Source organism: Pseudomonas brassicacearum (assembly GCF_003732175.1).
Classification (GTDB): Bacteria; Pseudomonadota; Gammaproteobacteria; order Pseudomonadales; family Pseudomonadaceae; genus Aquipseudomonas; species Aquipseudomonas brassicacearum_G.
The window spans coordinates 80,381-105,525 of sequence record NZ_MOBI01000020.1; the positions used below are offsets into that span (position 1 = coordinate 80,381).

Annotated in this window: 19 protein-coding genes and 1 pseudogene; 11 read left to right on the top strand and 9 right to left on the bottom strand. The window is 58.0% G+C overall.

The features are described from left to right. Nucleotides 1–118 precede the first annotated feature (118 nt). Nucleotides 119–760, top strand: coding sequence for a DUF1345 domain-containing protein (locus tag BK658_RS18060; RefSeq protein ID WP_123583459.1), 642 nt, complete (start codon nt 119–121; stop codon nt 758–760). 33 nt (nt 761–793) lie between these two features. Here BK658_RS18060 and BK658_RS18065 read toward each other — a convergent pair whose 3' ends face one another. Both BK658_RS18065 and BK658_RS18070 read right to left on the bottom strand, forming a co-directional pair. Then, on the bottom strand, nt 794–3,121 hold the full coding sequence (locus BK658_RS18065) for an autotransporter outer membrane beta-barrel domain-containing protein (protein WP_123583460.1): 2,328 nt from the start codon (nt 3,119–3,121) through the stop codon (nt 794–796). A gap of 215 nt (nt 3,122–3,336) precedes the next feature. After that, a complete protein-coding gene (locus tag BK658_RS18070) occupies nt 3,337–5,427 on the bottom strand; it encodes a hypothetical protein (RefSeq protein ID WP_123583461.1) in 2,091 nt (696 codons plus the stop codon). Nucleotides 5,428–5,712: 285 nt separating this feature from the next. Between BK658_RS18070 and BK658_RS18075 the strand changes: the two genes are divergently transcribed. From BK658_RS18075 to BK658_RS18095, 5 genes are all read left to right on the top strand, one after another. Then, nucleotides 5,713–6,738, top strand: coding sequence for a LacI family DNA-binding transcriptional regulator (locus tag BK658_RS18075; RefSeq protein WP_123583462.1), 1,026 nt, complete (start codon nt 5,713–5,715; stop codon nt 6,736–6,738). A 168-nt stretch (nt 6,739–6,906) separates the two neighbouring features. Next, the gene (locus BK658_RS18080; RefSeq protein ID WP_123583463.1) at nt 6,907–7,689 is read left to right on the top strand and encodes a sugar phosphate isomerase/epimerase family protein; all 783 of its coding nucleotides are present in this window, start codon (nt 6,907–6,909) and stop codon (nt 7,687–7,689) included. Continuing rightward, nucleotides 7,682–8,719, top strand: a complete 1,038-nt coding sequence (locus tag BK658_RS18085; RefSeq protein WP_123583464.1) for a sugar kinase — start codon at nt 7,682–7,684, stop codon at nt 8,717–8,719. Before BK658_RS18080 ends, BK658_RS18085 begins: the two co-directional genes overlap by 8 nt. A 71-nt stretch (nt 8,720–8,790) precedes the next feature. Next, complete coding sequence (locus BK658_RS18090) at nt 8,791–10,089, top strand: MFS transporter (RefSeq protein ID WP_123583465.1); 1,299 nt, start codon at nt 8,791–8,793, stop codon at nt 10,087–10,089. A 21-nt stretch (nt 10,090–10,110) separates the two neighbouring features. Then, on the top strand, nt 10,111–11,088 hold the full coding sequence (locus BK658_RS18095; protein ID WP_123583466.1) for an NAD(P)-dependent oxidoreductase: 978 nt from the start codon (nt 10,111–10,113) through the stop codon (nt 11,086–11,088). Nucleotides 11,089–11,241: 153 nt separating this feature from the next. Here BK658_RS18095 and BK658_RS18100 read toward each other — a convergent pair whose 3' ends face one another. Beyond that, nucleotides 11,242–12,429 (bottom strand): pyridoxal phosphate-dependent aminotransferase, encoded by a 1,188-nt coding sequence (locus BK658_RS18100; protein ID WP_123583467.1) that lies wholly within the window; start codon nt 12,427–12,429, stop codon nt 11,242–11,244. A gap of 252 nt (nt 12,430–12,681) precedes the next feature. Here BK658_RS18100 and BK658_RS18105 point away from each other — a divergent pair, with 252 nt between their 5' ends. Continuing rightward, nucleotides 12,682–13,440, top strand: a complete 759-nt coding sequence (locus BK658_RS18105; protein ID WP_123583468.1) for a hypothetical protein — start codon at nt 12,682–12,684, stop codon at nt 13,438–13,440. Between the two features lie 83 nt (nt 13,441–13,523). Here the strand turns inward: BK658_RS18105 and BK658_RS30800 are convergent, their stop codons facing one another. The 4 genes and pseudogenes from BK658_RS30800 to BK658_RS18125 all read right to left on the bottom strand — a co-directional run bounded on the left by BK658_RS30800 (nt 13,524) and on the right by BK658_RS18125 (nt 17,957). Continuing rightward, nucleotides 13,524–14,387, bottom strand: a complete 864-nt coding sequence (locus tag BK658_RS30800) for a methyl-accepting chemotaxis protein (RefSeq protein WP_371917664.1) — start codon at nt 14,385–14,387, stop codon at nt 13,524–13,526. Then, a pseudogene (locus tag BK658_RS30805) lies at nt 14,382–15,149 on the bottom strand (MCP four helix bundle domain-containing protein); the annotation flags it as partial. The gene BK658_RS30800 and the pseudogene BK658_RS30805, both read right to left, overlap by 6 nt. Nucleotides 15,150–15,480: 331 nt before the next feature. Next, nucleotides 15,481–16,623: a glycerate kinase gene (locus tag BK658_RS18115; protein WP_123583470.1), complete on the bottom strand. Its 1,143-nt coding sequence runs from the start codon at nt 16,621–16,623 to the stop codon at nt 15,481–15,483. A gap of 212 nt (nt 16,624–16,835) precedes the next feature. Then, nucleotides 16,836–17,957 (bottom strand): sugar diacid recognition domain-containing protein, encoded by a 1,122-nt coding sequence (locus BK658_RS18125; RefSeq protein ID WP_123583471.1) that lies wholly within the window; start codon nt 17,955–17,957, stop codon nt 16,836–16,838. A gap of 168 nt (nt 17,958–18,125) precedes the next feature. Between BK658_RS18125 and BK658_RS18130 the strand changes: the two genes are divergently transcribed. From BK658_RS18130 to rarD, 3 genes are all read left to right on the top strand, one after another. After that, nucleotides 18,126–19,436, top strand: a complete 1,311-nt coding sequence (locus BK658_RS18130) for an MFS transporter (protein ID WP_123583472.1) — start codon at nt 18,126–18,128, stop codon at nt 19,434–19,436. A gap of 201 nt (nt 19,437–19,637) precedes the next feature. After that, nucleotides 19,638–20,651, top strand: a complete 1,014-nt coding sequence (locus BK658_RS18135) for an aldo/keto reductase (protein ID WP_123583473.1) — start codon at nt 19,638–19,640, stop codon at nt 20,649–20,651. 202 nt (nt 20,652–20,853) lie between these two features. After that, nucleotides 20,854–21,735: an EamA family transporter RarD gene (gene rarD, locus BK658_RS18140; protein WP_123583779.1), complete on the top strand. Its 882-nt coding sequence runs from the start codon at nt 20,854–20,856 to the stop codon at nt 21,733–21,735. A 124-nt stretch (nt 21,736–21,859) separates the two neighbouring features. Here rarD and hppD read toward each other — a convergent pair whose 3' ends face one another. Both hppD and BK658_RS18150 read right to left on the bottom strand, forming a co-directional pair. Next, on the bottom strand, nt 21,860–22,936 hold the full coding sequence (gene hppD, locus BK658_RS18145) for a 4-hydroxyphenylpyruvate dioxygenase (protein WP_054597714.1): 1,077 nt from the start codon (nt 22,934–22,936) through the stop codon (nt 21,860–21,862). 250 nt (nt 22,937–23,186) lie between these two features. Then, nucleotides 23,187–24,137 carry a DMT family transporter gene (locus tag BK658_RS18150; protein ID WP_123583474.1) on the bottom strand — a complete coding sequence of 317 codons (951 nt, stop codon included), beginning with the start codon at nt 24,135–24,137 and terminating at the stop codon, nt 23,187–23,189. Between the two features lie 78 nt (nt 24,138–24,215). On the opposite strand from BK658_RS18150, the gene BK658_RS18155 reads away from it, so the two are divergent. Then, nucleotides 24,216–25,088: a LysR family transcriptional regulator gene (locus tag BK658_RS18155; protein ID WP_123583475.1), complete on the top strand. Its 873-nt coding sequence runs from the start codon at nt 24,216–24,218 to the stop codon at nt 25,086–25,088. The last annotated feature ends 57 nt before the right edge of the window (nt 25,089–25,145 follow it).

Below are 25,145 nucleotides of genomic sequence, written 5' to 3' on the forward strand. Positions count from 1 at the left end.
TTACGGCCTCATCGCGAGCAAGCTCGCTCCCACACTGGTTCTCATCGATCTCACCGTTGTGGTCACAACGGACCATGCTGGGCTAAGGTGTTGCAAAGCCCTGACGTATCGAGCCTACATGCCGCACCTCCTGCGCACCCACCCTCGCCTGACCGCCGCCACCCTGCTGGGGGTGGCGGTCAGTATCCTGGCTCCGGCCGACTCACTCATCAGCAAGATCCTGATCGGCTGGAATTCCTGCGTCTGGACCTATCTGGTGTTAATGCTCTGGCTAACCGTGCGCTCACGGGCCGATGACGTAAAGCGCATCGCCGAAGTCGAGGACGAAAACGCCGGGATGGTGTTGTTCATTGTCTGCATAGCGGCGATTGCCAGCCTCGCCACCATCACCCTGGAACTGGCCGGCAGCAAGGATATGGAAACCAGCCGACGGCTATTGCACTACGGCTTCACCGGTATGACAGTGATCGGTTCGTGGTTGTTGGTCGGGGTGATCTTCAGCGTGCATTACGCCCGGTTGTTCTACACCTGGGAAGGCAAGGAGCCGGCACTGCGTTTTGCCGAAGGCTTGAAAAACCCCAACTATTGGGACTTCCTGTATTTCTCGTTCACCATCGGCGTGGCAGTGCAAACCGCTGATGTCGGGGTGGCCACACGCAGTTTGCGCAAGATCGTGCTGGCCCAGTCACTGATCGGTTTTCTGTTCAATACGGCCATCCTTGGCTTTTCGATCAATATCGCCGCCGGGTTGTTCAGCTGACCACGGATTGGGCGGTCTGCAATTGATCGCCCCTTAAAACTTGAACTCCGCACCCAGGGTCCCGCCAATCGGCATTTCGATGTTCTTGCCGGTCATGTACCCGACCTCGGCGTGTGCGCTCCAGCGGTCCGTCAGTTTCATGGCAACCCCCGCCCCTACTTCAACACGCGACCCGGAGAGTTTATGGCTGAACACATTGTCGTTGACCTTGAACCCGCTGTTACTGGAAAACTCATGGGCCAGCGCTGCTCGGACATAAGGCTGCAGTTTGCTGCCGTTCTGCAGCTGCAGGTCACGACCCGCCGTCACCCCAACCTTGCCCAGCAATGAATAGGTCCCGTCGCCCTCGACCTCCATGCCGTTATCCAGACCATAATTCTTGCCCTGAATGTAGGCGGTCGACCATTGAGTGGAGGGCTCGATGAAATATCCATTGCGGAGTTCGATTTTCCGACCCACTTCTACAGACGCACTCATGGCGGTATTACCGTAATCCCCCTTGGACTTTGCCCCATCACTCATCGCAACATCGGCTTTGTTCTCGAAGCGGTTGAGCTTGAACGTGCTATCGACGTAATACCCATGTTCGCCCAACCAGGTCAGGTAGCTGCCCAGGTAGTAGCTGTCGACGGTAGCCGAACTGCCATGGTTCAGAGCGAGGTCCGATTGGCTATAACCCGCCATCACCCCCAGCAACCACCGACTGTCGCCCAACGGTGTATCGACACCCAACGCAAAACCCTGCTGCGTTTGCCGATAGCTATTGCCGTAGTCCCCATTAACGTTGTACTTGCTGCCGAAAGCGCGGCTCCAGGCCCCTGACTTGCCGGTGTTGAAGCGCACCTCGCCCATGCGTGTACGCATTGAGGCGTCTTCGGCTAACAATACGGGAAGCAGCGCGCCAAACAAGGCACTGACGACTTGAGTGGAAGGGCTGACGCTGCGCTTGCTCGGATCGAGGAACCAGTTTTTACCGGCCGCATCCTGACTCAGCCCATAGGAATACGTACCCAAGTCGACCGCGCCATCGGCATTGGCCAGCGAGAACCGGGCATCGCCGCCTTGTGTGTGCACCACAGTGATCGGCTCGCCACTGGCCGGATCGACGCCACTGCTGGTGATCAACAGTTGATGGTTACCGGTAGCCGTGCCGGTGACGTTCAGCAGATCAGTCTCACCCGTGGTGAAGTGGGTGCGCATGATAAACAGGCCTTCGCCCGACAGGTTGGTTACATCCAGTTGTTTGTAGTCATTGCCATTATCGGCACCAAACCTGACAGTGCCCTCTGTGTGCAGGTCTCCGACCCGGCTATTGCCGGTCATGGTCCATTCGGATTGATGATCGATGCCGACCGTAGCCACGTTCTCCAGGCGCCCGGTCAACAGAGAACCTTGCTGTAACTGAACATTAGCGGTGCTACCCGCCTCGGCGATCACATCTCCGGTCAGCAAGCCTTGATTGAAGTTCAGGTTCGCGGTGCTGTTGCCGGCCACCTGAACATTACCGTTCAATGCGCTACTGCCGACGTTCATGTTGACCAGAGCCTGTCCCGTCACCTCCAGAATGATGCCGTTACCGCCCTTGAGAGTGGAACCGTTGAGAATATCGATCTGCGTTGGGGCACTGTCCTTGCCGGCGTAATCGACAAGGATCGCCGAACCCGAGCCACCGACCACACTCGATTTGTTCAGAACCACTGTATTAGGTTGAGAAACAACATTGGGATCCAGCCCGAGGATCAAGCCATTCTGGCCGCCGATGATATGGCTGCCATTGCTGGCAGTAACGCTGCCATTGGTCAACCGAAGCCCGTAACTGCTGGCACCGGTGCCTTGTAGCGTGGAGTTCGAAAGATTCAGAGCACTAAGGCCGGTGACCCACGCCCCGCCCGTCACGCCAGTGATCGTACTGCCGGTCACCGTCGCGGTAGATCCGGTCTTAGTGCTCGCGTTGCGAGCGATGAGCATACCCAAGCGGTTACTGTTGATCGTGCTGTCAGTCATCGTCGCGATACTGTTGACCAGTTCGACACCGTTATTACCGTCAGCCGCGTTGACGGTGGTATTCAGCAGATTGACCGTCGAGCCCTGGCTGGCTGAAATCTGTTGCGTCGTGCCGGAATTGACATTGAGCGTCGACTGTATAGCGCGAATATCAAACGTTGAAACACCGTCGACCGTTAAAACTGCATTGTTGTAAAGTTGCCAGTCCTGGGTCACCCCCGGTGCGCTGATCGTAAGGCTGGTGCCGTTCAGACGCTGGGCGCTGGCATTGGGCACGATCAACGATAGAAGGGCCAGTGATGAGATGTTGAGCCCGATGACAACCGGGTTCAGATTAAAGAGTTGCGTTAACGACATAGTGAGGTATCCAGGTAATTATCCGTCCTTGAAGGAAAGATCCAGTAATCCGACACGGGAGCTCTCCTCCCGGAATGCGCGGGAGACTACGTGCGTAAACGATTCGCGTATGTAGGACTTTTCATCAGCCTAATCAGACTTTTCCCCCTGATGGGTCGGAGCATGAAAAGCAGAGAGAGGTATTGGCCTCTCTCTGCTGACTCGAGCAGTAGTATTTAAAGTGTTGGCGTCCCTTCGCAGTATAGACCGCTCGCCAACAGCCTTACTTCACGCAAGAACTCATCCGACGGAACTGGCACGCCATTAACCTCTACGACGTACCAAATTTTTACAGCGCCATTGAGTAGTCCAGAATCCAGGGTCGGTTGAATGGGTTTGATTTTAGTTACATAGGGTTTAATGTTCACCTTGAACTCGCCCGCCGTCACGTCACTGTCGGTGATTGTGTGAGGCTCAGAGAACCGGGTACTCTCGATGGGCTCAAAGCCAAGGCGATCAGTCGTACCGACTGAGCGCACTTCAACAGTCGAGCCTGCCGGCATATAGGTGGCGTTGATAGGAACCGTTACCACCAGTTGACGATCTGAACCAACAACAATGAGGCTTTTGCAGTTAACAACATTTTTTCTCACACCATCGTCAGTGATTGGAAAGGTCGGCGCCGTTGGAGCGTCAAACTCGACGATCTCGGCATCAACGGTCACTTCGGTTTTTTCCGAGAGCCATTTATTGGCACTCATGTCTCCCTGAATAGTCCACCAGGCATACTTCTTGCCAGTGCCTTGATCATCAATAGTGGACGCTGACATATCGTGTGTCAGTTCTGTCTCAATACCGGTCAATGCCAATTCGTGGACCATCACTCCGTTGTACCAGAGTTGAGCGATCTCGCTGCCTAGAATCACCCAAGGGTCACCGGCCTTTTTCATTGGAGTCTGGATTGTGACCGGTTTCCCACGGTCCGGGCCCGTAATATGATTCAGTGTTCCGGATGCCCCTGTAACCCCGACTTTCACCATGTTCGGATTGGTCAAGCTCGGTAGATCGGGGTTAACCGGGCCGGCCTTTGTGAGATCGGTAATAAAGCCTATTGCAGGTGAAGGGCGTGGCGTCTCGATCCCTCGTTTTAGCTCATAAAACACTTCTGTGGAAGTCAGTGTTTCATCATCGATTGGCAGTAATTTAAGGTGCAGATAGGTGAGTTCGAACCGAAGTAGGTTACCAGTACCCACTGGGAGTTCCGCCACGTCAAAAGTAGCACCATCACTGGTGCGTCTCAGCTTGAGCAGAATTTTGTCTGTGGGGTTCCAGTGATTACCACGATCTACGTAGACATAGACCTTTGATTCAAGTGTTTTAAAATCAAGTGTACCCCCTTCACCCACGATCGGGATTCTGGGTTTCTTAAACTCGGGCTGAGGACGCAGCAGTACCTGAATGAGGGCATTAAATGAAATTTTACTGTCGTTACCTACTTCATCCGCAATCTTGTAGCTTACAAAAATACTTCCATCATTTTTTACCTCATCCTCAAAGTCTTTAACCGGAATGCTAACCAACCCATCGCCAGCTAAATTTCCGGAGAAAACCACATTTGGAAGTGGATCATCCGCCCCTGGCTCAGCAGTAGAGATGGAGATATGAATTCGATCACTGGACGAATAAAATTGATAGCCCGCATCAACTTTCAACTCCAGATGTGTGTTATTTTCCAGCCACTGATCGTCAATGTCGTCTGGCACATTTAAAACACCAGACTTAACAGGCCGAAGGTAACTACCATCCTGCTTGCTTTGGTAAGGTGCATGACGATCGACACCAATATCAAGTGCTTTTGAGGAAACATCGTTACCCGTATTTCCCTGGTTGACGACCAATCTCACCTGATAGCGAGTGGCAGGGTGAACTTTGTCATAATCAACCAGTTCATCACTCGGTAGAGGAAAGAACTGAGGATATCCTTCTTTAGTTGTTGGCAAATCCTGTGGAACCCCCTCATAAACAACTAATGGTATCAGCGGCCCGTCCGGCTCATCCGGGTTCTGGACCATCTTACTTGGATCAAGCAGCTGCAATTTGCCGCTATCACCGTCATTGTATTCGTTCAATGATTCCACAACGACCGTTACGTTTGTCTGATCCAGAAGGGCTTTGGTCAGCAGCCCATCACCGACCAGCCCCCCAATCTTTGGAGCCGGGTGAAGTTCAGGCTGAATGGCTGAATTGAAAGAGCGGTGGTTGTTACGAACTTGTTCAGCAAGTCGCTGCTGGGTCAGTTTCGATGTCAGTTTTTCGTTAACAGTCATTTCACGTTCTCCATCACAGTTGAATTAATGCGCGTCCGAACAGGCGATGTTGGGGATCGTTCTTCAATAACAGGAAATGACCTGTTATCCCTGCAAGAAATTAAACGCCCGATCCCCAACACCGGCTACTGTCAGTTCTGACAGGTCTAACTACCGCCTGTCGGTTTAATCCGACTTTTCCTACAATTTCCTTCGTCGATGAGCTTGACGTTCACGTGCGTCTAGTGTTTTCTGAAACCGGTTTCAGTACCAGCCACAACAACTCAAACAACAAGGCTTCACACCGTGACTACTTTTTCCGCCGCCCAGCGCGGCCGCGTCACCATGCTCGATGTTGCCGAGCACGCCAGGGTCTCGAAGGCCAGCGTGTCGCGTTTTATTGGCGAAGACCGCGCCTTGCTGTCCGAGGCCACCGCCAAACGCATCGAGCAAGCGATCAGCGAACTGGGCTATCGCCCGAACCAGATGGCTCGCGGTTTGAAACGCGGGCGTACCCGCCTGATCGGCATGCTGGTGGCCGATATCCGTAACCCCTATTCGATTGCCGTGATGCATGGCGTGGAAACCGCTTGCCGACAGCACGGCTACAGCCTGGTGGTGTGCAACACCGACCGTGACGATGAGCAGGAACGCCAGCATCTGGCGGCGTTGCGCTCGTACAACATCGAAGGCTTGATCGTGAACACCCTCGGCCATCACCTCGATGAGCTGCGCGAGTTGCACCGTGAACTGCCGATGGTGCTGGTGGATCGCAAGGTCGATCTGCTGGACAGCGACCTGGTCGGACTGGACAACCCGGCGGCGGTCGAAATGGCCCTGGATCATCTTGAAGCTCGCGGCTATCGCGATATTGTGTTGCTCAGCGAACCCTTTGACGGCACCAGCTCGCGGGTTGAGCGGGTGAACAGCTTCAAGGCGCAGATCGAGCAGCGCACGCTGCTGAGCGGTGCGGTGGTTGAGACCGGCAGCGAGCTGAACGCACGGCTGAAATCCTTCCTGGCCACACCCGGCCCTGGCCCGAAAGCACTGTTTTGCGCCAACGGTATTGCCGCGTTGGCCGGCACCCGCGCCTTGCGTGAGCTGGGTTGCAGACTGTTTGAAGACATTGGCTTGATCGCCCTCGACGACCTCGACTGGTACCCGCTGGTGGGCAGCGGCATTACCGCCCTCGCACAGCCGACGGCAGAGATTGGCGCGAGCGCGTTCGAGTGTTTGCTCAAGCGCTTGCGCGGCGATGACGGGCCGGCACGAACGCTGGATTTTGCGGCGCGGTTGATTGAGCGTGGGTCGACTCGGCTGAACCTGGCGTGATGCTTATGGCCCCATCGCGAGCAAGCTCGCTCCCACAGGGGATCTGTGTAGATGCAATCCAGTGTGGGAGCGAGCTTGCTCGCGATGAGGCCCTTAAGGTCACTGCATAAATCAACAACTGACTCTTTTTTTGAACAAAAATGAAACCGGTTTCAGAGGTGCAAAACAATGAATAAATCACCCGTTTCCATCAGTCTCTCCAGCTACGGCGCCGAGCTGGTTCGCCAGCGTGGACAGTTGAGTTTTGTCGAATTGCTGGCCGCTGCCGGCGCTGATCGCATAGAACTGCGCGAAGAACTGCTCACCGATGAAGTGCCGGCTGACGTGGCATCGGCCATCGAATACCGCGGCCTGGGTTGCGTGTTTTCCTCGCCACTGGAACTGTGGCTGACCGGGCAGGAGCAGCCCCATCCAGAATTGCCGGACACCTTAAGGCGAGCCCGGGCGTTTGGCGCCAAGTGGCTGAAGGTCTCGCTGGGTGACTTCACCGACACTCACTCTCTGCCGGCGCTGGCCCGCTGTTTGTCCCAAAGCCCGGTGCAGTTACTGGTGGAAAACGACCAGACCTTGCAGGGCGGACGCATCGAGCCGTTCCAACGGTTTTTCAGCGCAGTTGAAGCGCATGCGCTGCCAGTGCAGATGACCTTCGATATCGGCAACTGGCAATGGCAGGACCAATCCGCCGCCAGCGCCGCACGCCTGCTGGGCCGGCATGTCGGCTATGTGCATTGCAAAGCGGTCCGTCGCCGTGCCGACGGCAAGCTGGTCGCCATACCGCCCTCGCTTGATGATTTGCACGAATGGGCACAGCACCTGCAGCACATGCCCAAAGGGGTGATGCGGGCGGTGGAATATCCGTTGCAAGGTGCCGACCTGGTGCAGTTGACCGCCGAGCATGTCGCCACCCTCGCCTGCCTTGGTCAAGCACAGCTGGAGAGCGTTCATGTCTGAGATCGATATTCTGTCGTTTGGCGAAACCATGGCGATGTTTGTCGCCGAACAGAGCGGTGATCTGGCCGACGTTGCGCAGTTCCACAAACGCATTGCCGGCGCCGACAGCAATGTAGCGATCGGTCTGTCGCGACTGGGGTTCAAGGTGTCCTGGCTGAGCCGGGTCGGTGCGGATTCGCTGGGCCGGTTTGTGGTCGACACCCTGGAACAGGAAGGTCTGGATTGTCGTTTCGTCGAGACCGACCACGCACACCCGACCGGTTTCCAGCTCAAGTCGCGTGCCGACGATGGCAGTGATCCTCACGTCGAATACTTCCGCCGCGGTTCGGCGGCCAGTCTTCTGTCCGTGCAGTCGATTGCTTCTGAACTGCTTGAAGCCCGACATCTGCACGCCACCGGCATTGTGCCGGCGCTGTCCGGGTCGGCGCGCCAGATGTCTTTCGAATTGATGACGCGCATGCGCGAGGCCGGGCGCAGCGTCTCCTTCGACCCCAACCTGCGCCCGACGCTGTGGGACAGCGAACAGCAGATGATCGGCGAAATCAATCGCCTCGCCGCCTTGGCCCATTGGGTGCTGCCGGGCTTGAGCGAGGGACGATTGCTCAGCGGTTTCGAGGACCCGGCCGACATTGCGGCGTTTTATCTGGATCAGGGCGCCGAGGCGGTGGTGATCAAACTCGGCCCTGACGGCGCCTATTACCGCACCCAACAGGATCAGGGTTTTGTACCGGGTGTGCCGGTGACCAACGTCGTGGACACGGTGGGGGCCGGCGATGGTTTTGCAGTCGGGATGATCAGTGCCTTGCTGGAGAACTCCAGTGTCCCGGACGCCGTACAGCGCGCCAACTGGATTGGCAGCCGCGCGGTGCAGAGTCGAGGTGATATGGAGGGTTTGCCGACCCGGGCCGAGTTATCGGCTGGGCCTGAGGCCGCCAATCGCGAGCGGGCTCGCTCCCACAGGGGATCTGTTTCAGACACAAATGCTGTGACCGACGCCAATCAAATGTGGGAGCGAGCCTGCTCGCGATGAGGCCCGCACAGTCACTGATTTTTTGAACCGTTACCTGTTGCGACAAAAACAACAAGCTCAGGAGCACTACCATGCAAACGCTGAACCTCGCCACCCGCCGCTGGTGGTACATCATGCCGATGGTGTTTATCACCTACAGCCTGGCGTATCTGGACCGTGCCAACTACGGTTTTGCCGCCGCCTCAGGGATGGCCGCCGACCTGATGATCACGCCGGGGTTGTCCTCGCTGCTCGGTGCGCTGTTCTTTCTCGGGTACTTTTTCTTCCAGGTACCGGGGGCGATTTACGCGCAAAAGCACAGCGTGAAGAAGCTGATCTTCGTCAGCCTGATCCTCTGGGGTGGCCTGGCCACGTTGACCGGGATTGTCTCTAACGCCTACATGCTGATCGCCATCCGCTTCCTGCTGGGCGTGGTCGAAGCTGCGGTGATGCCGGCGATGCTGGTTTACCTGTGCCACTGGTTCACCCGCGCCGAACGCTCGCGAGCCAATACTTTTTTGATCCTCGGTAACCCGGTGACCATGCTCTGGATGTCGGTGGTGTCGGGTTATCTGGTGCAGCATTTCAGCTGGCGCTGGATGTTTATCGTCGAAGGGTTACCGGCGGTGCTCTGGGCGTTTATCTGGTGGCGCCTGGCCGATGATCGTCCTGCCGACGCCAAGTGGCTGAGCAACCAGGAGAAGCAAGACCTGCACAGCGCCCTCGCCGCCGAACAGGTCGGAATCAAAGCGGTGAAAAACTACGCCGAAGCGTTCCGCTCCCCCAAAGTGATCATCCTGGCCCTGCAGTTTTTCTGCTGGAGCATCGGCGTTTACGGGTTTGTGCTGTGGCTGCCATCGATCCTCAAACACGGCGCGCAGATGAACATGATCGAAGCCGGCTGGCTGTCGGCGCTGCCGTATCTGGCGGCGGTGATTGCGATGCTCGGGGTGTCCTGGGGTTCGGACCGGATTCAACGGCGCAAACGGTTTGTTTGGCCGCCCTTGTTGATCGCCTCCATCGCGTTTTACGCCTCCTATGCACTCGGTGCCGAACACTTCTGGTGGTCCTACACGCTGCTGGTGATTGCTGGCGCCTGCATGTACGCCCCTTACGGGCCATTCTTTGCCATCGTCCCGGAGATCCTGCCAGCCAACGTCGCCGGCGGAGCCATGGCGCTGATCAACAGCATGGGCGCCCTCGGTTCGTTTGGCGGCTCGTATCTGGTCGGCTATTTGAACAGCTCCACCGGCTCGCCCGGCGCCTCCTATCTGTTGATGAGCGCGGCCTTGATGCTCTCGGTGGTGCTGACGATTTTCCTCAAGCCCGGCGCCAGCGACCGGGCCCAACCCTCGCGTGCAACGGCCCGGCCCGTAGCGGCACATTCCTGAATTGAACAAGAGACTGATCGGATGAAAAAGCAGGTCGTGCTGTACAAAAAACTCTCTGCGCCACTCATGGCCCGCTTGCATGAACAGGCTGAGGTGACGCTGATCGACCGCCTTGACGCCGAAGGACTGCAGCGGTTGCGCGATGCGCTGCCCTCGGCTCACGGCCTGCTGGGCGCCAGCCTGAAGCTGGACGCCAAACTGCTCGATCTGGCGCCACGCTTGAAGGCCATTGCCAGTGTCTCGGTCGGCGTCGACAACTACGACATCGACTACCTGAACCGCCGACAGATCCTGCTCTGCAATACCCCGGACGTGTTGACCGAAACCACCGCCGACACCGGTTTTGCGCTGATTCTGGCGACCGCCCGACGCGTGGTCGAGCTGGCCAATCTGGTGCGTGCCGGGCAATGGAACCGCAACATCGGCCCGGCGCATTTCGGCACCGATGTGCATGGCAAGACCTTGGGCATTATCGGCATGGGCCGCATCGGCGAGGCATTGGCCCAGCGTGGGCATTTCGGTTTTGGGATGCCGATTCTCTATCACAGCCACAGCGCGAAACCTGCGGTGGAACAGCGTTTCGACGCGCAGTACCGTAGCCTTCCAGCGCTGCTGCAGCAGGCCGATTTTGTCTGCCTGACATTACCGCTGACCGCTGAAACCGAAGGATTGATCGGCGCCGAGCAGTTTGCGCTGATGCGCCCGGAGAGTATTTTTATTAATATCTCCCGAGGCAAAGTGGTCGATGAAACGGCGTTGATCGAAGCGTTACGCCAAGGGCAGATTCGTGCCGCGGGGCTGGATGTGTTCGAGCGTGAACCGCTGGCTCATGATTCGCCGTTGTTGCAGTTGAACAATGTGGTGGCGACCCCGCACATCGGCTCTGCGACCCACGAAACCCGCGAAGCCATGGCCCGCTGTGCCGTCGACAACCTGCTGGCGGCACTGGCCGGTGAACGCCCGGTTAATCTGGTGAATGGTATTGCGTGGAAAGCTTGATGGTGTTGGCGTTTGTTCGATAGCTTTCGCGAGCAAGCCCGCTCCCACACTTTATTTGCGTCGAGCACAGAATTCATGCCCGAAACAGATCCCCTGTGGGAGCGGGCTTGCTCGCGAATAGGCCATCAAATCCAGCACAACGCTCCAGGCGGTTCACGCCCGCCGGGCTTTCAACAGTTCCATTGCACAGCGCACGATTCGGCGGCAGGCTTCGGCCAGCCGCTGTTGGTCGAGCACCAGGCCAATGCGGATATGCCCCGCCGCACTGGGCCCGAACGCTTCACCGGCGAGCACCGACACGGCATAGCCTTCCAGCAGTTTTTCGGCGAACGCCTGCGCGCCCACTCCGGTCTGGCGCACATCGACCATTACGAACATCCCGCCATCCGGAATGACCGGATTAATGCCCGGGCAATCGCTCAATCGTGCGCACACCAGATCACGCCGCGCACGGTATTCGTTGCGCATCAGTGCAAGCTCCGGCAAGTCAGCCTCCAGTGCCACACGCGCTGCGTTCTGCACGAAGTCGGGAATGCCAAAGAGCATGCACAGCGAAAGGTTCTCCAGGTGTTCAGTCAAGGGTTTTGGACCGATCACCCAACCGACTCGCCAGCCAGTCATGGCGTGGGATTTCGACAGACTGTTCACGGTCGCCGTACGTTCGGCCATCCCCGGCAGGCTGGCCGGACTGATGTGCTCACCCTCATATAACAGTTCGCTGTAGACCTCATCGCTGATCAGCCACAAGTCATGCTTGACGCACAAACGCGCCAGGGCCTGCCAGATCGGCAGCGACAGGCTTGCCCCGGAAGGATTGTTCGGACTGTTGAGCAGAATGGCGCGAGTCCTGGGAGTGATTCGTGCGGCGATGTCCGCCGGGTCAACGCGAAATCCGTTTTCCGGCCGCACCGCGATCGGTACCACCTTCGCCCCGCAGGCGCCGAACACGCCCTCATAGGTCACGTACATCGGTTCGGCGACCAGCACTTCGTCACCCGGGTCGAGCAGGCATTGCACCACCGAGTACACCGCACACTGCGCGCCCGGCAGCACCAGCACATGATCGGCATCGACCACCTGACCACTGCGCCGGGTGTGACGACGGGCGATGCTGGTGCGCAGCGACCGCGTGCCGCGCACCTCCGAATAATGCGTATCACCGGCCAGCAAGCTGTCGATGGCCGCCTGGACGATCGGTTTCGGCGTATCGAAATCCGGGTCGCCGACCGACAGCAGCAGCACATCGACGCCCTGCTCGCGCAACTCCAGCGCTCGGTAGTGAATCTGCCAGGCATCGGCTCCGTCGCCGGCGATTCGTTGGGTCAAGGCTGAATAGCGCATGTACATCTCCTGTCGCGCGAACTCCACATTCAACCCTATCTCAAATCACGAAACGCGCCACTCGATAGGGGGTTAACCGGGATAGCCTTGGCACGCCTCAGTTAACCGATCAGCATAAGCTGATGATCAAAGGGATATCTACCTGTCAGATCTGACAGTTGTTGTTTGCAAAAATAAGTCCTTCAATCCGCGTGAAGCTCTCGAGTCATCACGAACCGAAGAGTTACTTTGACAGTGCGCAAGGAACATGGAATGACCCTCTATTCAGCAACATCCGATTTAGAATTGGTTCCACTGCAGATCCCCGACGCATTACCCGACATCCCCGACGGAGAAATCAACCTGTTGCCAGCACGTTTGAAAGGCAAGGATCTTAACGTGCAGATCTCGAAACCTTGGGAGAGCTCTGCGAAAACTGGCGACACGGACCGTTTTGAACTGCTGCTTGGTCCCAAAAATGCGCCTGTTCATACCGTTGTGGCGAGCTTTTGCCTGTCCAGCCCCATTGACCCAGGCCTATTTCCCCTTGTTGTAATCATTCCCAAGCAATTCATGGTTCATCAAGGACCATTTGAAGTGTTCTATCGAATCAGCAAGGCTGATGTCCCCGTCCGCCAGTCTCCAGTTACCGAGTTCACCACTGACTGGACACCGCCCAATTACGGTGAAACGCCGGTCAGACCAGAACTTCCGGAAGAAGTGGCCAATGGTGTGACGACTCACTATCTGGAGACCCATGATGATTGCGTCGCCGTCACCATCGAGCACTATCCAGATCTGAAGGTGGGGGATGAAATTGGCTTTTGTATGGGTGGGGCAGATGCCTCTCCCATCGTGCTTAAACAGGTTGAGCACACAAACAGCAATACGACGCTAATGCTACCCGGTGAAAAACTACGCCATTTTGCTAACGGCATTCACCTGATTTTTTACACTTTCAAAGACCGAGCAGGCAATGAAGGGCCCAACTCCAAAGGCAACTTTATTAGATTGACACTGGATCCGGCCTAGGCAATACCGAGTTTTTGACAACTGAGTGAGTGACCCCGGACTCTGTCCAATGACAGAGCCCTAGGGGTCGGTTTGACGCAGGCTCAAATCACGAAACGCGCCACCATGGCATTCAAATCAACCGCCAGACGCGACAGCTCGTGGCTGGCGGCACTGGTCTGGTTGGCACCGGCGGCCGATTGCGTGGCCAGGTCGCGGATGTTCACCAGGTTGCGGTCCACTTCACGCGACACCTGCGCCTGTTCTTCCGAGGCACTGGCGATTACCAGATTGCGCTCGTTGATCTGGTGGATCGACTGGGTGATTTGCTCCAGCGCCACGCCGGCAGCACGGGCCAGCTCCAACGTAGTGTGCGTGCGCTGGTTACTTTGCTGCATGGAGTCGACCGCTTCGCCGGTGCCGTTTTGAATACCGGCGACCATTTTTTCGATTTCCTGGGTCGATTGCGCGGTGCGATGCGCCAAGGCGCGAACCTCGTCTGCCACCACCGCAAAACCGCGTCCGGCTTCACCGGCACGGGCCGCTTCGATGGCCGCGTTGAGTGCCAGCAGGTTGGTCTGTTCGGCAATCGCCCGAATCACGTCCAGCACCTTGCCGATATCGCGGCCCTGAGTGGCCAGGCCTTCGATCATCAGCGAGGTGCTTTGTACGTCATGGGTCATGGTCTGAATGGCGTTGACGGTTTCCACCACGCGGTCGCGACCTTCACGGGCGGCCTGGGTCGATTGATTCGACGCTTCGGACGTCGACACCGCGTTGCGTGCAACCTCTTCCACGGCGGCGGTCATTTCATTGACGGCGGTCGCGGCCTGTTCGATTTCGTTGTTTTGCTGTTGCAAGCCGCGCGACGCTTCCTCGGTCACGGCGCTGAGTTCTTCAGCCGCAGCGCCCAACTGATTCGCGGAACCGGCGATCTGCTCGATGGTTTTGCGCAAGTTGGCCTGCATGGTCGACAAGGCGCCGAGCAAACGCGCCGGTTCGTCGTTGCCGTCGATTACGATAGGTTTGGTGAGGTTACCGCCAGCAATGGACTCGGCAGCGGCGACCGCACGGTTCAGTGGTGTGACGATGCTGCGGGTCAGCAGCCAGGCCAGCAGTACCGTCACCAATGCGGCAAACACCGAAACCGCAATGATGCCGTTGGTGGCGAAAGAATATTGGTCGCCTGCGACAGCGTCGGCCTGGGTTGCACCTGCCTTGTTGATGGCGATCAGCTTGTTCAACTGCTCACCCATCAGATCGGTACCGTCCTTGATACGCGTATTGATCAGGTTGCGCAGGTCATCGAGTTTGTTCTGCCGCGACAGCTCCATCATCTGGTTTTGGGCTTGCAGGTAACTGTCCAGGGTGGCGGCAAAGGTTTTAGACAGCGCCGCTTCCTCACCATCGGCGGGCAAGGCTGCATAGCTCTTTTGAGCTTGTCTGGCCTTGTCAGTGAGTACGTTGATGCGAGTTTCAGCGTCTTGCAGTCCGGCGGCGTCGCGGTTTACCAGCACGCGGAACGAGAGGATACGCAAGCGCAAGACGCTCTCGGTGATATTCCCAAGGAAGGCTACGCTAGGTAACTGATTGGTTTCCATGTCGATGGAGGCTTGGCGGATGATCGACATGCGGTTCACGGCAAAGACGCCGAGCACGATCACCAGCAACGCAATGAAAGCAAAACCCAGGAACGCTCGAGGCGCGATATTCATATTACGTATGGACATAGGATGACTCTCGGGTGGTGAAGTCTTCGAGCATCCATGCAGTGAACGCTGGCAGGCTGGGGATCGCTCCCCGCATGCAGGTAGGCGACTTTGATTTGAGGGGTGTGTGCGCCTATACCCTGTATCGGCAGGGCTTTAGGTTTTATGGAGGGTTGAGCGAAATATATTTCTGGACCTGACAAGTGTTTCAAGGGTGAAACACTGCTTCTACCCGTGGCGAGGGAGCTTGCTCCCGCTGGGGCGCGAAGCGGCCCCTATAGGGCGATGAATGGCAATTACGGCGGCTTCGCCACCGAGCGGGAGCAAGCTCCCTCGCCACAGTGGGCAGTGGCTATCTCTTGTAATCTACCAGGCGCCAGACGCGGGCGATGTCCCGGGCGCGATCATGCAGCAGGCGCGGAGCGTCGGCGCAGGCTTGCTCCAGGGTCATCGGCCCGGACGACAGGGCGAATGCCGCGTCCACGCCATGTTCGTACATCTGCTCGTAGCCCTCACCGAGGGTGCCGGCGATCACGATCACCGGCACGCCCTGTTGCCGGGCAATACGCGCCACCCCAAAAGGGGTTTTGCCGCGCAAGGTCTGGGCGTCGAAGCGACCCTCGCCGGTGATCACCAGATCCGCATCACGTACCGCCTCTTCCAGGCCGACCAGATCGGCAACCACTTCCACGCCAGCACGAAATTGCGCACCCAGAAACGCCTTGGCCGCAAAACCCAGACCGCCCGCGGCGCCACTGCCCGGTTCGTCACGCAGATCTTTTCCCAACGCTTGGACGCAGAGCCCGGCGAAATGCCCAAGGGCCTGATCCAGCTGTTGAACCTGCTCGACCGATGCGCCTTTCTGCGGGCCGAATATCGCTGAGGCTCCGTGGGGACCGCACAGTGGATTGTTGACGTCGGCGGCGATCTCGAAGCGCACGCTGGCCAGACGCGGGTCCATTTCACTCAGGTCGATCTGTGCCAGTTGCGCCAATGCCAGCCCACCCGGTTTCAATGTTTGCCCCTGGGCATCGAGCAGTCGTACGCCTAGTGCTTGCAACGCACCAGCACCTGCGTCATTGGTCGCACTGCCGCCAATGGCCAGGATAATCCGCTGTGCCCCCGCATCGAGTGCGGCGCGGATCAGTTCACCCGTACCAAAAGTGCTGCTGATGCACGCATCGCGCAGGCCCACCGGCACCAACTGCAAACCGCTGGCTTCGGCCATTTCGATAATCGCCGTGTGATTGTGGGGCAGCCAGCCCCAGTGCGCGTCGACCTGTGTGCCAAGCGGACCCTGCACGGTGGCGCTGCGCAGCTCACCTTCGCAGGCAGCGAGAATCGACTCGACCGTACCTTCGCCGCCGTCAGCCATCGGACACTTGACCAGCGTCGCGTCCGGCCAGACCTCGGCCAGGCCCAGCGCAATGGCATTGGCCACGGCTTCGGCACTCAGACTGTCCTTGAACGAATCGGGGGCAATGACGATTTTCATGTGAATTCTCCAGTTCCAATGGAGCCCATGCTGCCAGTTGATATGAACAATAACGCCGGTCCACTGCACAAGTGCAGCATGGGTTTATTGTTCATTCTCACAAAACCCTGTGGGAGCGAGCTTGCTCGCGAAGACGGTCTATCAGTCACCATGGATATTGGATGTGATGGCCTCTTCGCGAGCAAGCCCGCTCCCACAGGGATTTATGTCGCTCACGGTTTGGCGTCTGTCTCGGGCAGCAGTTGCACACCCAGGTACAGCGCAAGCATGCCATCGAGGCGCAATGGGTCAACGCCGCTGAGTTCGGCAATGCGCTCCATGCGGTAGCGCAGGCTGTTGCGGTGAATGCCCAACGCATCGGCACAGGCCTGGCTTTGGCCGTCGTGCTCGCACCAACTGCGCAATGTCGCCAACAGTTGGCCGTTACTGTCCTTGGCGATGACTTTGCGCAGTGGCGTGAGTAATTCGTCCAGCGCATCGTCGTTGCGATGACGCCAGAGCATGACCGGCAATCGATAGCGGTTCAGCATCAGCAAACGGGTTTTCGGCAGCACATCGCGCCCGTAGGCCAGCAAGTCGCCGACCCTTCGATAGCAGCGGCGCAAGCCTTGCAAACCATCGGCCTGGCCCCCAACGGCAATGCGCAGAATATTCCAGCCCAGGCCTTCGAGCTTCTCCAACAAGCGCTCGTTCTCCACCGTTTGCGTGGTCGGCCGGCACCACAGCAATGACGACTTGGCGGAGCTCACGCACCAACTGTCGGGATAGCGTGAGATCAGCCAGGCACTCAACGCCTCGGCGGTTTGCCCCGCTCCATGTTCCAGGCCCAACTCGAACAGATAAGGCGTGCGCGACAGCTGCGGCTTGAGGCCCATTTGCTGAGCTTCGTCGATCAGCCGTGGCGAATCCCCGGCCTCGCTGAGCAGCAACGCCAACAGGTCATCGCAACGCTGGCGACGCCATTGCTGCTCGGCCTGCTGGTTGCGCTGGCCGACCAGCATCTCGGCAGTCATGCGCACCAGCTCCGCATAGGTACGCAGTTGCTCGGGCTCACCGGTAATACCTAACACGCCAATCAAACGCTGATCGAGCAGCAACGGCAAATTGATCCCCGGCTGCACGCCTTTGAGGTGCACGGCGGTTTGCGCGTCGATTTCCACCACCCGCCCATTCGCCAGCACCAGCTGCGCACCTTCGTGCCGGGTATTGATCCGCTCCGGCTCGCCACTGCCGAGGATCAGCCCCTGGCTGTCCATGACATTGACGTTGTACGGCAGAATGGCCATCGCCCGGTCGACGATATCCTGCGCCAGGTCGTGATCGAGTTCGAACATGCGGCGTAATCCTTGAAAACGTGCGGCGATTGATTGTTCACCCGCACAGGCTGTTGGCGTAAACCCTGTGCTCAGGCACAAAGACATCCGCTCAGGGGTGACCGAGACTCTCCAGGCGACCAACGTTACCCTTGCCTCGCAAAAAATCATAATAAAGAGAGTCCTGCCATGTCACAGAGCGCCGCTGCCACCCTGGCCACCGATGACGATAAAAACGCCGTCTACAAGCGCGTTACCCTGCGCTTGATCCCCTTCATCTTTGTCTGCTACCTGTTCAACTACCTCGACCGGGTCAACGTTGGATTTGCCAAACTGCAGATGCTCGATGCGCTGAAATTCAGCGAAACCGTGTACGGCCTCGGGGCCGGGATTTTCTTCATCGGCTACGTGTTGTGTGGCGTTCCAAGCAACCTGGCGCTAAGCAAATTCGGCCCACGGCGCTGGATCGCGGTGATGATGGTCACCTGGGGCATGCTGTCGACCTGCCTGTTGTTCGTCACCACGCCGACCGGGTTCTACACCCTGCGCCTGTTCACCGGTGCCGCCGAAGCCGGATTCTTCCCAGGCGTGGTGCTGTACCTCTCGCAGTGGTTCCCGACGTTCCGCCGTGGCCGTATCATGGCGCTGTTCATGTCGGCGATTCCGGTGTCCGGCCTGCTCGGCAGCCCGTTCTCTGGCTGGATTCTCAACCACTTCGCCGCCGGCCAAGGTGGCCTCGCTGGCTGGCAGTGGATGTTCCTGCTGCAAGGCATTCCGACCATCACGCTGGGTGCGCTAGCGTTCTTCCTGCTCAGCGACAACTTCGCCAGCGCCAAATGGCTCAAGCCGCAAGAGCGTGCCGTGCTTGAGGCGGATCAAGCCATCGATTGGGCCAGCAAACCAAAAACCGCCACCGACTCGCTGTTGGCCGTGTTCAAGAACCCGGCGATCTGGGCGTTCGGCCTGATCTACTTCTGCATTCAAAGCGGTGTCTACGCGATCAACTTCTGGCTGCCCTCGATCATCAAGAGCCTCGGTTTCGCCGATAACCTGGTGATCGGCTGGCTCAGTGCAATTCCGTACCTGCTGGCGGCCGTGTTCATGCTGATGGTGGGTCGCTCGGCTGACCTGCATAAAGAGCGCCGCTGGCATTTGGTGGTGCCGATGCTGATGGGGGCGGCAGGTCTGTTGATCGCCGTGAACTTTGCGGCCAACCCGGCCATTGCGATTCTTGGCCTGACCGTCGCCACCATGGGCGCCCTCACCGGCCTGCCAATGTTCTGGCCGGTACCGACCGCCATGCTCAGCGCCGGTGCCGCTGCCGGTGGCCTGGCGTTGATCAACTCCATGGGGCAGATGGCCGGTTTCCTCAGCCCGTACCTGGTCGGCTGGGTCAAGGACAGCACCGGCTCGACCGATGCGGCGCTGTACCTGCTGGCTGGGGTGATTGTCGGGGGTAGTTTGTTGGCGCTGCGCATGACCCGCACCTTGCGCGTTTGATACCTGACAATCTTCCAATGTGGGAGCGAGCCTGCTCGCGATAGCTGCTTTACATTCAACATCAATGTTGACTGTCATGCTGCCATCGCGAGCAGGCTCGCTCCCACACTGATTTCAGCATTGGCCAGATAATTCCGTTTGCCCCGTGCGGTTGTTCTGGTATTTGATTGAGCCTTTCCCACCGGTAAAAGGATTTCGCACATGACCTACCGCACACTGGGCCACTCTGGACTGCAAGTGTCCACGTTGACCCTCGGTACCATGATGTTTGGCGAGCAGACCAGCACCGAAGATTCGCTGCGGATCATCGAGAAGGCCTGGGATCAGGGTGTCAACTTCATCGACACGGCGGACGTATACACCGGTGGCCGCTCCGAGGAAATCGTCGGCGAAGCGATTGCCGGTCACCGTCACGAATGGGTAGTGGCGTCCAAGGTCGGCTTTGGCCCGGTGGACGGTGTGCCGAATCGCAGCGGGCTGAGCCGCAAGCACCTGTTCAATGGCATCGATGCCAGCCTGACCCGTTTGGGCACCGATTATCTGGACATCTATTACCTGCACCGCGAAGACCACAACACGCCGCTGGAGGTCACTGTGTCGGCCATCGGCGATTTGATTCGCCAAGGCAAGATTCGTTACTGGGGTTTGTCCAACTACCGTGGCTGGCGTATCAGCGAGGTGATCCGTGTAGCCGAGAAACTCGGTGTCGACAAACCGGTGATCAGCCAGCCGCTGTACAACATCGTCAATCGCCAGGCCGAAACCGAACAAATCACCGCCGCCAATGCCTACGGCCTCGGCGTGGTGCCTTACAGCCCATTGGCCCGTGGCGTGTTGAGCGGCAAGTACACGCCAGACGTCACCCCGGACGCCAACAGCCGCGCCGGTCGCCAGGACAAGCGCATCCTGGAAACCGAATGGCGGGTCGAGTCGCTGCGCATTGCCCAGCAGATTCAGGCGTACACCCAGGCGCGCGGCGTCGGCATCGTCGAGTTCGCGATCGCCTGGGTCCTGAACAACTCTGCCGTCAGCTCGGCCATCGTCGGCCCGCGCACCGAAGCCCAATGGGATGCCTACACCAAGGCCCAGGCGGTGAAGATCACGGCTGAAGACGAAGCCTTCATTGACTCACTGGTGACGCCGGGGCACTCCTCGACGCCTGGGTTCAATGATATGGGCCATTTCGTGTCGGGGCGTAGACCACGTTCCAACTAACCGAACACATATCCCAATGTGGGAGCGAGCTTGCTCGCGATGGCGGTTTCACATTCAACATTGATGTTGGCTGGTAGACCGTCATCGCGAGCAGGCTCGCTCCCACAGTTGGTTTATGTTGATCATCCGGACAATATTCGGCTCTGAAACCACGTATCCTCTGCACCCGCTTCACGCTCACTCAATGTCTCGCGAGGACAGTTTGTCTAAAGGTATTGCTCTATCGGTGTCAGCCTCGGTGCTGTTCGCCGTCATGTATTTCTACACCTCGTTGCTGTCGCCCCTGAGCGGCGTGGAAATCTTCGGCTGGCGAATGCTGCTGACCGTGCCGTGCATGACCGTGTTCATGGTGGTTTCCGGCGAATGGCGGCGCGTGGTCGAGATCCTCCGTCGGGTAGGCAGCAAACCGGCAGTGTTCGGTGGTCTGCTGGTTTCCTCGGCATTGCTCGGCGTGCAACTCTGGTTGTTCATGTGGGCACCGCTGAATGGTCATAGCCTTGACGTTTCGCTGGGCTACTTCCTGCTGCCACTGACCATGGTGTTGACCGGACGCATCGCCTATGGCGAACAGCTTTCGTACCTGCAAAAGGTCGCCGCGTTTTTCGCCACCCTCGGCGTGCTCAATGAGTTGTATCAGGTGGGCAGTTTTTCCTGGGCGACCCTGTTGGTGGCCATCGGTTACCCGACCTACTTCGTGCTGCGCCGACGCTTGGCGTCGGACAACCTCGGCGGTTTGTGGCTGGACATGACGCTGATGCTGCCGGTCGCGTACGGGTTCGTACACAGCGGTGAACAAGGCTTTGCCGTATTCGATCAACACCCATGGTTGTCGCTGCTGATCCCGCTGCTCGGGGTGATCAGTGCTTTGGCGCTGGTGGTGTACATCATTGCCAGCCGCTTGCTGCCGTTCAGCCTGTTCGGGTTGCTGAGCTATGTCGAACCGGTGCTGTTGCTGGGGGTTGCGTTGCTGCTGGGAGAAAGCATCAAGGCGGGAGAGTGGCTGACCTACATTCCAATCTGGCTGGCGGTCCTGGTGTTGGTGTTTGAGGGGTTCAAGCATTTGATGCGGCATCGCCGATCTTAACGTTGCGCAAAACAATGTGGGAGCGAGCCTGCTCGCGATGGGATCTTCAGACGCAACATTGATGTTGGCTTACAGATCGCTATCGCGAGCAGGCTCGCTCCCACAGTTTTACAACTGCAGCGAATTACTCAGTCGAGAGCACACCACGGCGAACCTGGTCGCGCTCGATGGATTCGAACAGCGCCTTGAAGTTGCCTTCGCCGAAGCCATCGTCGCCTTTACGCTGGATGAATTCGAAGAACACCGGCCCCATCAGGGTTTCCGAGAAGATTTGCAGCAGCAGACGCTTGTCGCCCGCTTCGGACGAACCGTCCAGCAGAATCCCCCGCGCTTGCAGTTCGTTGACCGGCTCGCCGTGGTTCGGCAAACGGCCCTCGAGCATTTCGTAGTAGGTGTCTGGCGGCGCGGTCATGAAGCGCATGCCGATCTTTTTCAGGTGATCCCAGGTCTTGATCAGGTCATCGGAAAGGAAGGCAACGTGCTGGATACCCTCGCCATTGAACTGCATCAGGAACTCTTCGATCTGCCCGGCGCCTTTGGACGATTCTTCGTTCAGCGGGATGCGGATCATGCCATCCGGGGCGGTCATGGCCTTGGAGGTCAGGCCGGTGTATTCACCCTTGATGTCGAAGTAACGGATCTCGCGGAAGTTGAACAGCTTCTCGTAGAAGTTCGCCCAATACGCCATACGACCGCGATACACGTTATGGGTCAGGTGGTCGATGATCTTCAGGCCTGCGCCGACCGGGTGGCGGTCAACGCCTTCGATGAACACGAAGTCGATGTCGTAGATCGAACTGCCTTCGCCAAAACGGTCGATCAGGTACAGCGGCGCGCCGCCGATGCCTTTGATCGCCGGCAGGTTCAGTTCCATCGGACCGGTTTCGATGTGGATCGGCTGGGCGCCGAGTTCCAGGGCTCGCTTGTAGGCTTTTTGCGAATCCTTGACCCGGAACGCCATGCCGCATACCGACGGACCGTGTTCAGCCGCGAAGTACGAGGCCACGCTATGGGGTTCGTTGTTGAGGATCAAGTTGATCTGGCCCTGACGATACAGGTGCACGTCTTTGGAGCGGTGGGTCGCGACCTTGGTGAAACCCATGATCTCGAAGATCGGCTCAAGGGTGTTCGGGGTCGGCGATGCGAGTTCGATGAACTCAAAGCCCATCAGACCCATTGGGTTTTCGTATAAATCTGCCATGGTTGGCGCCTCATCATGATGCTTTGGGAATTAACGGAACGTTAGTTACAAGCACTGCTGAGAGCGGCGGGTGGCGCGCAGGAGATACCCCGCACACTGCGGGCGAGAAAATCACCGTAGATCAATTGGAACCCAAATATCTTCATTGTCGACCCAAGGCTCTTGCGGGCGAGGCTTCTGCTGCCAGAAGACGTTATTCTTATATGCGTAACCGGATTCTACACAGCGTAACCTTGTTTGTCCGCCTTCTCTATAAAATCCCCCTTTTTGACGCCGGTGCAAGGGGTTTATTGCACAGGTAAATGCCCAGCAGAATCGCCGCGCCTCCCAGGTACATCGCCCCACTCAGTTGCTCGCCCAGCAACAGCGCGCCAAGTATCACTGCCGTCAGCGGATTCAGGGCGATGAACACCCCCGAGCGGGTGGCGCCGATTTTACGAATACCCTCGTAGTACCAGATGTAGGCCAGCGCCGATCCGAGTACACCCAGATACAACAGACTCGACAGCTGCGTCACCTGCAAATCGCCCAGGACCTCAAGACTCACTTCACCGCGCACGGCGCTGGTCGTCCACAACATCAATGTGCCCAGCACAATCGAGTAGGTCACGGTATGCAGCGGGCCCAACGTCTGGTTCAGGCTTTTGGAAAACACTGAGTAGATGCCCCAACCCAACACGCAACCGAAAATCAGCAGATCACCGATCCAGCTGTTCGCGGCACCGCCATCAAACACAGGCTGGTTGCGACTGAAAATGACCACCCCTGCCCCAGCGATGCAAATCGCGATGCCTGCAATTTTGGCCCGACTCAAGCGCTCCTTGAACAGCAGCCACGACGCCAACCCGATGACAGCCGGATTCAACGCCACGATCAACGATGCACGAGAGGCGTTGATGTAGTGCAAGCCGTAAAAGAAACACAGGTTGTAAAAGAAGATCCCGAAAAAACCCAGCATCCCCAATTGCAACCACTGCTTGAAGGTCGGACGCATCAAAGGGATGCGCGCCAGAACCATAAACAACAGCAAGGCCAGGCTCGCCAACAGAAAACGCAGGCTCGCCGCAAATAACGGGCTGAGTGAGTCAGCGAGAAACCGACCGGCAACGAAAGTCCCACCCCAGATCATGGTGACAGTGGCGAGTTTCAGGTAGACCGGAACATCCGAATCACGGAAGCCGCTCTGGACAAGGCTTTTCATAAATCTCCACGGTAAGAAGGACGTCGGATGACGTATTCTTTGCGTAATGTCTGATCATCGTAAAATGAGTAAATACTCATGACCCTGACCCAACTCGAGATCTTTTCGCTGGTGGCCGAGTTGCACGGTTTCACCAGTGCGGCCAACCGCCTGGGCATCACCCAGTCGGCGGTGTCCCATGCCATCAAGTCGCTGGAGCAGGAACTCGGTGTCGAGTTGCTCAGACGGCATCAGGCCCACATCGAGCTCAGCGATATCGGTCAACAACTGCTGTTGCGCGCCCGCGCCATGCTCGGACTGGCCAGCACCCTGCGCCAGGAAGCAGCGGATGCTCGCGGAATGAAGCGTGGCACGCTGCGTATCGGCTCATTCGGACCGACCTCGTCGATCAAACTGCTGCCGAAGATTTTGCAGCACTACCGTGCGGCGTATCCCGGAATCGAGATCCACGTTGACGAAGGTCCTGATCGGCAAGTGCTGCAATGGCTTGAAGAGCGGCGTATCGATATCGGTTTTGTGGTGCTGCCAGAGGAACGCTTTGAGACGTTTGCGCTCGTGGAAGATCAGATGGTCGCGCTGATACCGACCACTCATGAACTCGCCCGACGCGACAGCCTGACCTTGAGTGATCTGTGTCACGACCCGTTCATTCTCACTGAAGCAGGCTCTTCGGAGCTGGTCTCGCACCTGTTCAGCGCTGCCCGGCTGACCCCGGACATTCGCTATCGCAGCTCGCAATTGCTCAGCACGCTGGAAACCGTCGGCCGTGGCGACGCCTTGACGCTGGTGGCCGAACTTTCGCTGCCAAACGCGGAACACCCGCGCTACGTGAAAAAGCCGCTTTCACCGCCGGTCAAACGTCAGGTTGGCTTAGCGGTGCTCGACCAGCGCCAGTCATCACCGGCGACCCTGGCGTTTATCAAGTTAGCCGTAAGCCTGGGCTACCGTTGAAAAGCACAAAGCCTGTACGCCATCTATCATGGCCCTTGTCTGTACTCTTTTTGAGAG